Origin of the sequence: Dethiothermospora halolimnae (assembly GCF_037577855.1) — a bacterium.
GTDB lineage: Bacteria > Bacillota > Clostridia > Tissierellales > VENL01 > Dethiothermospora > Dethiothermospora halolimnae.
The window spans coordinates 26099-34550 of record NZ_JBAKFX010000043.1; the positions used below are offsets into that span (position 1 = coordinate 26099).

The following is an 8452-nucleotide window of genomic DNA, read 5'->3' on the forward strand; positions in this document are numbered from 1 at the left end:
TCAAACTACCTCCTTTTATATTTTAAAAGTTATGGTTTGGTAAACATTTAAAACCTCGGAAGTATTATTCCCTAGATTAAGAATTTATATTTATCTAGCTTTAGTTTAATTAATTTCACTAAAATTCCTTTGGGAAAACTTTATTTACTAAAATATCTATTTAATTATTTAGTATTGATCCATGTATGAGGAGCATTAGCAAATGTTTCTTCTCCCCTTGAAGAATATCTAATATCTTTAGTTAATTTGCTTATTCTTTGTCTCTTAACAAATTGACCATATCCTTCTTGACCAACTACTCCGTCTTTATCATCATAAACAACAGTACCACGTACAATAGTTTTAACTGGCTTACCTTTTAATTTCATGCCATGTAGTGGATTGTATTTAGCCATAGTATAAGAATCTTTTTGGTCTATAGTCCACTCATAGTCAAGATCTACTATAGCAAAGTCAGCATCTGATCCTATTTCCATAGCACCTTTTTTAGGATATAAACCATATTGAACAGCTGCATTAGTACTTAACACATTAACTAATTGTCTTAGTGTTAATCTTCCCTTATTATATCCTTCACTTACTAGGATAGGAAGCATAGTTTCAACCCCTGGGATTCCTGGGAATGCATTCCATATAGTTGATCCTTCATAATCTTTTTCCGTTTCTATTTCATATGGAGCATGGTCAGTACCTACGAAGTCTACACTTCCGTTTGCTAAACCTTCCCATAATTCTTCATTATCTTTTTTAGTTCTTAGTGGCGGAGCTATTTTAGCAAATGCACCGTGTTCTGTCATAGCATCTTTATAGTTTATAGTTAAATAGTGAGGAGTTGCCTCTGCCGTTACATCTATTCCCCTCTTCTTAGCTTCTCCTACTAATTTAGCACCGATTCCACTACTCATATGAACTATGTGAAGTCTCGCACCAGTATCTTCAGCAAAGCTTATACCTAATTCGATAGCCACTTTTTCGATTAATGTATTTCTAGCCTCAGCCCATGCAGGACCATCTGTTCTTCCCTCTTTTTCAAACTTCTTAGTATAGTAATCTGCCATTGCAAAGTTCTCTGCATGAATTCCCACTGGAAGACCTGTTTTAGCTACAGCTCTAAAAGCTTCTAACATTTCTGGGTCAGTAACCCTTTGGTATGTTGGAACTGAAGGAGTCATGTAACATTTAAATGCACACACACCATAGTCGGCTTGTTCTTGCACATTGTGTAGGTTTCCTTCTCTTACATCTTCACCTGTAACTCCACCCCACATAGCATAGTCAACTATTGCTTTATCTTTTATAGCATCTAATTTCATTTCAAGTTCGTTTACGCTTCTAACTGAAGGCTTTGAACAACAAGGCATATCCATAATTGTTGTAATACCACCTGCAGCTGCTGAAGATGTACCTGTTAAGAAGTTTTCTCTATGAGTAAATCCTGGATCCATAAAGTGAGTATGGGAATCAAATCCTCCAGGTATAACTAGGTTACCCTCTGCATCTATAACTTCCTTTGTATCTATACCATCTATGTCTATAAGGAAACCTTTAATTACACCATCTTTCACTAATATATTTGTTTCTACAGTATCATTTTCCCCTTTAGGGATTCTTGCGTTTTTAATTATAAGATCATACATTTTATTTACACTCCTTTAAAGTATATTTTAAAAAGTTAACGTTTTCATAGCTCCTTAAGATTTCGGGGAAGTATCTCCCCTGAAACCTTAAGATTTATTTGAAATATTAGAATAAACCTGTTATTTCACCTTTTTCAGATATATCCATTCTATTAGCAGCTGGAACCTTAGGAAGTCCTGGCATTGTCATTACATTACCAGTAAGGGCTACTAAGAATCCTGCACCAGCTGAAACTCTAATCTCTCTTACCGTTACCCTAAATCCTTCAGGTCTTCCTAGAAGACTTGGGTCGTCTGAGAATGAGTATTGTGTTTTAGCCATACAAACCGGCATTTTATCAAGGCCTAATTCAGCATACTTCTTGATTTGTTTCTTACACTTTTTAGTGAAGTCTACACCATCTGCACCATATACTTCCTTAGTTATTTTTTCTATTTTCTCTTCTATTGTTCCTTCAACATCATATAGAGGTTTGAATTCTGAAGGTTTACTTTCAACAACTTCCACAACCTTCTTAGCTAGCTCAACGCCACCTTCTCCTCCATTTGCCCAAACTTCTGATAATACAACATCGGCTCCTGCTTCTTTACATTTTTCATCAAGTAACTTAAGCTCTGCTTCTGTATCGGTTGGGAATTTATTTATAGCAACTACTGCTGGTACTCCAAATTTATTAACATTCTCTATATGTTTTTGTAGGTTTTCGAACCCTTTCTTAAGAGCTTCAAGGTTTTCTTCAGCTAAATCAGCTTTAGCTACTCCTCCGTGCATTTTAAGAGCTCTTACTGTTGCAACTATTACTGTTGCATCAGGTTTAAGGTCTGCAAATCTACATTTAATATCAAAGAACTTCTCAGCACCTAAGTCAGCACCAAACCCTGCCTCTGTTACAGTATATTCAGCAAGTTTAAGGGACATCTTTGTTGCCATAACACTATTACACCCATGGGCAATGTTAGCAAACGGGCCACCATGGATAAATGCAGGTGTATTTTCAAGTGTTTGTACTAAGTTAGGCTTAATAGCATCTTTAAGAAGTAACGTTAAAGATCCTGTTGCTTCCAATTGATCAGCTGTTACTGGCTCGTTATCATAAGTGTATGCTACAATCATTTTTCCTATTCTTTCTTTTAAATCTTCTAAGTCTGTAGCTAAACAAAGAATCGCCATTATTTCAGATGCAACTGTGATATCAAATCCATCTTCTCTAGGAACTCCTTGAGTCCTTCCACCTAATCCGATTACTATGTTCCTTAAAGCACGATCATTCATATCAATTACTCTTTTCCAAGTTATTCTTCTTGGATCTATATTTAGCTTATTCCCTTGGTGTAGATGATTATCAAGTAATGCTGATAAAAGGTTATGAGCTGTAGTTATGGCATGTACATCTCCTGTAAAGTGAAGATTTATATCTTCCATTGGGACAACCTGTGCGTATCCTCCACCTGCTGCACCACCTTTTATTCCAAAACAAGGTCCAAGGGAAGGCTCTCTTAATGTTGATATGGCAGTTTTACCAATTTTATTAAGTCCCATACTAAGACCTATATTAGTTGTCGTCTTTCCTTCTCCCGCTGGAGTTGGGTTTATAGCAGTAACTAATACAAGTTTTCCATCTTCTTTCTCTTCTAGTCTATCGAAAGTTTCAAGGGAAACTTTTGCTTTGTTCTTTCCGTATAGCTCAAGTTCCTCTTCTTTTATTCCAAGTCCTTTTGCTATTTCTGATATATGAAGCATATTTGCCTCTTGTGCTATTTGTACATCTGTTTTCACTAGTATTACCCCCTTTAAAAGTAGGCCATTAAGGACATCCTTAATGGCTTTTCATATATTACTTCATTAAGTGCGTTTCTAGAATTTGTTCTTTTCTAAATCCTTCTAGTCCTAGGAAGAATTCTAATGAATTCATTAGGTGCTCTAATTTAACAGGTCCTACTATTTCTGAACCAGTTACATTTACTCCATACCTTGCAGCTTCTTGTTTAACAAAATTGAAAGTTCTATAAAGAGGAGTCTTAGTACAATCAAACATATTCATTGAAACAACTACTCCATCTCTTTCTGGGAACTTAATTCCAACCGCTCTTACTGTTGAGAAACCACCACTTGGTCCCCTTACAGCCTTACCTATTTTTTTAGCTATGCTAACATCTTCAGTATCTAAGAATACATTATATGCTGTTAATCCTTCTTTATCAGCACTAACTATTGTAGCACCTGACTTCTCACTAAGCATTCCATCAACACTTAACTCAGGCTTTCTATCTTCATAGTCTGGGTGAGATTTATCTTTTAATAGATCCCTTAATCCTTCATACTGTCCCTTTCTTATAAAGCCTAATGATTTTCTTCTATCATCTCTAGCATTTTGACCTGAGAAGAATACAGGAATCTTAGTTTTTTCGTGTAACTCTTTACCTATTTCTTCAGCAAGCTCTACACATTCATCAAGCTCTATGTTCTTGAATGGAAATAGAGGTATAGTGTCTTGGGCACCTATTCTTGGGTGAGAACCTTCTTGCTTAGTCATATCAATTAATTCGATTGACTTCTCCGCCATATTAAGTAATGCTTCTTTTAATGGAGCTGGCTCTCCAATCGCTGTAACAACTGTTCTGTTAAAGTCATGCTCTGGCTCATAACTTACTAACTGAACCCCATCTACTTTTCTTACCTCATCAACAATAGCTTCAATAACATCCTCATCTCTACCGTTGCTAAAGTTAGGAACGGCTAATATATACTTCTTATCTACTGCCATTTGCATTGCCTCCTTAATATATGTATTTTTAAAAAAAGTTATTATCAAATTTTTAACATCTAACAATTTAGCTTTGCTTCATTTTTCACTGTGATTTAATAATATCATAAAACTTAATTTTTCCCCTTGTTATTACTTTACAAATCTTTTATGGCTTTACCCCTGTCTTTAATAAATAATTTTGTTTGATATATACAATATATGTTTGATTATAAGTCTCTATCCATACATATACCCTTTATTTAACCTCCTTAAAATATTTTTGGTGCTATTAGATATGTTAAGCAAAAAAACTTTTTTTATTCCTTTGTGTAATTTTCATGAAGAAATTTTTTTCATAAATAGTATAATGATAGTAAATTATAAAATGGGTAATAATATAATAAATCCATTTAAAAAGAAAGGAGTTTATTTATGAGTTTACGTTTAGTAGATTTATCCCAAGAGATATTTCAAGGGATGTCAGTTTTCCCTATGCATCAAAAAACTTTTATAATGAAAAACATGACCCACGAACAAAATATGGAGGATACCGGAAGTAAAGCTTTAGGCTTTTCTGCAAGAAATCTTCTTATGAGTGAACATTGTGGTACCCATAGTGATGGAGTTTGGGAGTATAAGCCCTCAGGAGAAACTATTGATAAAATGCCTATAGAATATTTCTGGGGCAGTGCAATATGTATTGACTTATCCCATGTTCCTGCAACTAGATACATTGAACCTAGGGATTTAGAAGAAGCTGTTAGAAAATCAGGTCAACAAATCCAACGGGGTGATATTGTATTAATGTATACAGGTCATTTTGATAGGAATTTTGGAACTGATAAATGGCAAACTACATATTCAGGTCTTAGTTATGATGCCGCCAAATGGCTTGCTGAAAGGGGAGTTGTTAACATAGGGGTAGATGCTCCGGCGATTGACCATCCCGATGATATTAATTTCTCTGGTCATTTAGTTTGTGGAGAATATGACATCACTAACACGGAAAATCTTTGTAACCTTGATAAAGTAGTTAATAGAAGATTCTTATACATCGGTCTTCCCCTTAAAATCCGTGATGGCTCAGGCTCTCCAATACGTGCCGTTGCATTATTAGAAGACTAATAAAAATATTTCTAGACAAAATACAACATTTTATGATAAAATATTTAAGACTAAAACCTAAGTCTTAACACTTTCCCCAATTATTTTACATCCTTAAACCCAAATACTTAATGTATTTGGTCCCCTTAAAGAAGTGGCCATGGCCACTTCTTTTTTTGTTATAAATAAAAAAGTCCCCTTAAGGGGACTCAGACTGCCTTCTAAGTATCTTTAGACAAAGTAAGCAAAAATGGGAGCCATCCCGCAGGATTTGTGAAAATATAGAATAAGGGAGAAAATCATTTGAATTCCACTGTTTGAGCATAGCGAGTTTGGAATTCTATTTTCGACCGTTTCTATATATTTTCCAAATCCGAGGACTGGCGGACATTTTTGCTTACTTTGTCACTACGCTTAGTCCCCTTAAGGGGACTTTTTAAACTAAAACTCTATATTGTCTAAATAATTTTTTTATGTCTTCTTTATCGTATGAGCTTTTTTCACCATAATTCATCATAGATGTTAGAATTTCATGTAGTTTTTTTTCAAAATCATTATATTCTTCGTCATTACAAAAGAATGGTTTCTCAACAATGTCTAATTCCATACATATTTCCCAAAAGGTTCTGTGGTTCACTACATCAAGAGCCGATAGTGGATAATCCTTTATAAACTTTTCCCGACCTATTCTCTGAATTCTGTTTCCTAAGTTTTTATTAATCTCATTATTGGATTTTCCTAAGCCTATTAATCCTTCATAATATTCTATGGCTATGGATTTCATATTCAACCTCATATATCCACCTCCAAGTACAATTTCTAAGGTTTTTTAATTATAACATGTTTCTAAGTCACATTGTGTAGTATTTACACTTTTTTACAAAGAGTTAATTTTTATTTTAACAAAACTACATAATATTAATTTTTCTTAACCCTAGTCTGTACTATTATAGCCAATATAAAACTTTTTACACAAAATAACCATACTATATATAGTATGGTTATCAGTCTAATAATTTCTTTATTTTTAATGCTATTTCTAAATTTAACCTATTGTCAGAATTTTCAAGGGACATTCCAGTTATTTCATTTATCCTCTGAACCCTATACAACACAGTATTATAATGGGTATATAATTCTTCTGACATCTTTTTTAAATTTCCATTATTAAAGAAGTAAGATTCTAAAGTTTTAACAAGTTCTGTAGACTTTTTGTTATCATAATCTACTAAAGATTTAAGGGTTCCATTATAGAATCTAATTAGTTCTTCCTTTAAATGATCTTGACATAGTATCTTATAAATGCCTAATTTTTCAAAGTCTATTACTTCTCCTTCACTTATAATTTTTCCAGCCTTTATTGCCCTATTGGCATCCATAAAACTATTATATACATTTTCAAGACCGTCGTAGGGCCTACCTATACCTATCCTAAAATCTATATCCTTAAATTTATCATCTAAAGAACTTTTTATTTTATTATTTAATTTATCTAATATATCACTATGTTCTTGTCCTTTTCTTAGTGCCAATAAAATATGAATACTATCGGTCCTACTTGCAACTATATTTTTTATACCTATACCGTCTAGTATAGTTTCAGTGGTATAAATAACCTTTTGAAGATTTTCCTGTATATAATCAACTGGCATTTCATCTTTTTTAGAATTATATTTTTTATATTTCAATTCAAATACCACTACCATATATTTATCATTATTACTTAAGTTAAACAAGTGTGCCCGTCTTATGGCCTTTTGTTTCTTACTATCATCATAGGATAATAAATCCTCTAAAAATTCCGTTCTATATCTATTTTCAACTTCCTTAATAGATAACTTTTTTAATATTTCAAGGGCCATGGTTGTTGATGCCCTCTCAATAACAGATAAATCAAACCCACCTAAAGGTGTATTAACAGCCCAAGCAAATATATGACCATAAACATTATTTCTGACCACTATAGGCATAACCATTCTAGTTATATATTTGCCATTTATTAAGAATTTATCCTCACTAAATTTTCTCTCAAGTTGCCTTTTAAACTTAGGATCTGCAAACTTTTTGGAATCATTTAACAGTATATCCTTTGTATCTTCATCTATTTCGCCAAATTGAGGTATTGTTTTATTAGGCCACTGTAATTCAATTAATATTGGATTTTTTATATTTTCATATATTATTTGTCCAATCTTACTTACACTTGAGCCTAAAAGCATTGCATTCATAAACTCTTCATGTACCCTTTCAACCTTCTTTAAAAGCTTAGCCTGCTTATTAAATATTTCTTGAAATATAGGGGTCATAATATCGGAAAAGGGTATGTCATAGTAAATATCTATTATGGGAAAGTTCAAACCATCGGCTAAGTCTAGTATTTCCTTCGGTATGGTTTCTAAATGAGGAGATATTTTTATTCCTATACCGGCTAAATTTTTACTGGCACATTCTTTAATCAGCTTTTTTTGTTCAGATATATCTGCTTTTTTAAATGCATATCCGGTGGTTAATAAAAGTTCTCCTTCATCAACCCAGTCCAATATATCTGGATCCGCCATTATATTTACCTTTGATATTGTGTTTCTAATCCCTTTATACCCTGCAATTATTTTACAATTTTCCATAACTTCCATGTTCATGATATCTTCAATAGTTATACCATTTTGTCTAACCATATAAACCTACTCCTTCTTAAGGACATAATATATATCTATCGTTATAAACGACATTTTTTGATAATTTTATTTATTTTTTTACACTACTATTGTATCAAAAGTTACAAAACTATCAAAGGAAAATATAAATTTTCTTTTTAAAGTTATAAATAGTAAGATATGTATATAGAGTAGGAGGTAGATAATTAATTTATCTACCGGCCTCTCACACCACCGTACGTACCGTTCGGTATACGGCGGTTCACTAAGACAATCTGAATTTTTCATACTGTGAAGATAAACTTGTAAA

The 8452-nt window shown here is 33.0% G+C and carries 6 protein-coding genes; 1 reads left to right on the top strand and 5 read right to left on the bottom strand.

Going from position 1 to position 8452, the window contains the following annotated elements; genetic code table 11:
- Positions 1–164: 164 nt before the first annotated feature.
- The 3 genes from V6137_RS15125 to ftcD all read right to left on the bottom strand — a co-directional run bounded on the left by V6137_RS15125 (position 165) and on the right by ftcD (position 4402).
- Positions 165–1637, bottom strand: a complete 1473-nt coding sequence (locus V6137_RS15125; protein ID WP_425448788.1) for a dihydroorotase — start codon at positions 1635–1637, stop codon at positions 165–167.
- A gap of 106 nt (positions 1638–1743) precedes the next feature.
- Positions 1744–3414 carry a formate--tetrahydrofolate ligase gene (locus V6137_RS15130; protein ID WP_425448789.1) on the bottom strand — a complete coding sequence of 557 codons (1671 nt, stop codon included), beginning with the start codon at positions 3412–3414 and terminating at the stop codon, positions 1744–1746.
- Positions 3415–3472: 58 nt separating this feature from the next.
- Positions 3473–4402 (bottom strand): glutamate formimidoyltransferase, encoded by a 930-nt coding sequence (ftcD, locus tag V6137_RS15135; RefSeq protein ID WP_425448790.1) that lies wholly within the window; start codon positions 4400–4402, stop codon positions 3473–3475.
- A gap of 414 nt (positions 4403–4816) precedes the next feature.
- Here ftcD and V6137_RS15140 point away from each other — a divergent pair, with 414 nt between their 5' ends.
- Entirely contained in the window at positions 4817–5509 is a 693-nt protein-coding gene (locus tag V6137_RS15140) for a cyclase family protein (RefSeq protein ID WP_425448791.1), read from the top strand.
- Positions 5510–5924: 415 nt separating this feature from the next.
- On the opposite strand, the gene V6137_RS15145 is transcribed toward V6137_RS15140, so the two are convergent.
- On the bottom strand, positions 5925–6284 hold the full coding sequence (locus V6137_RS15145) for a hypothetical protein (protein ID WP_425448792.1): 360 nt from the start codon (positions 6282–6284) through the stop codon (positions 5925–5927).
- A 208-nt stretch (positions 6285–6492) separates the two neighbouring features.
- Positions 6493–8163 (bottom strand): PucR family transcriptional regulator, encoded by a 1671-nt coding sequence (locus V6137_RS15150; RefSeq protein WP_425448793.1) that lies wholly within the window; start codon positions 8161–8163, stop codon positions 6493–6495.
- Positions 8164–8452 lie beyond the last annotated feature (289 nt).

Coding starts and splice junctions, on each gene's coding strand:
- V6137_RS15125 (WP_425448788.1), bottom strand. CDS start 1,637: ATGTATGATCTTATAATTAAAAACGCAAGAATCCCTAAAGGGGAAAAT.
- ftcD (WP_425448790.1), bottom strand. CDS start 4,402: ATGGCAGTAGATAAGAAGTATATATTAGCCGTTCCTAACTTTAGCAAC.
- V6137_RS15140 (WP_425448791.1), top strand. CDS start 4,817: ATGAGTTTACGTTTAGTAGATTTATCCCAAGAGATATTTCAAGGGATG.
- V6137_RS15145 (WP_425448792.1), bottom strand. CDS start 6,284: ATGAGGTTGAATATGAAATCCATAGCCATAGAATATTATGAAGGATTA.
- V6137_RS15150 (WP_425448793.1), bottom strand. CDS start 8,163: ATGGTTAGACAAAATGGTATAACTATTGAAGATATCATGAACATGGAA.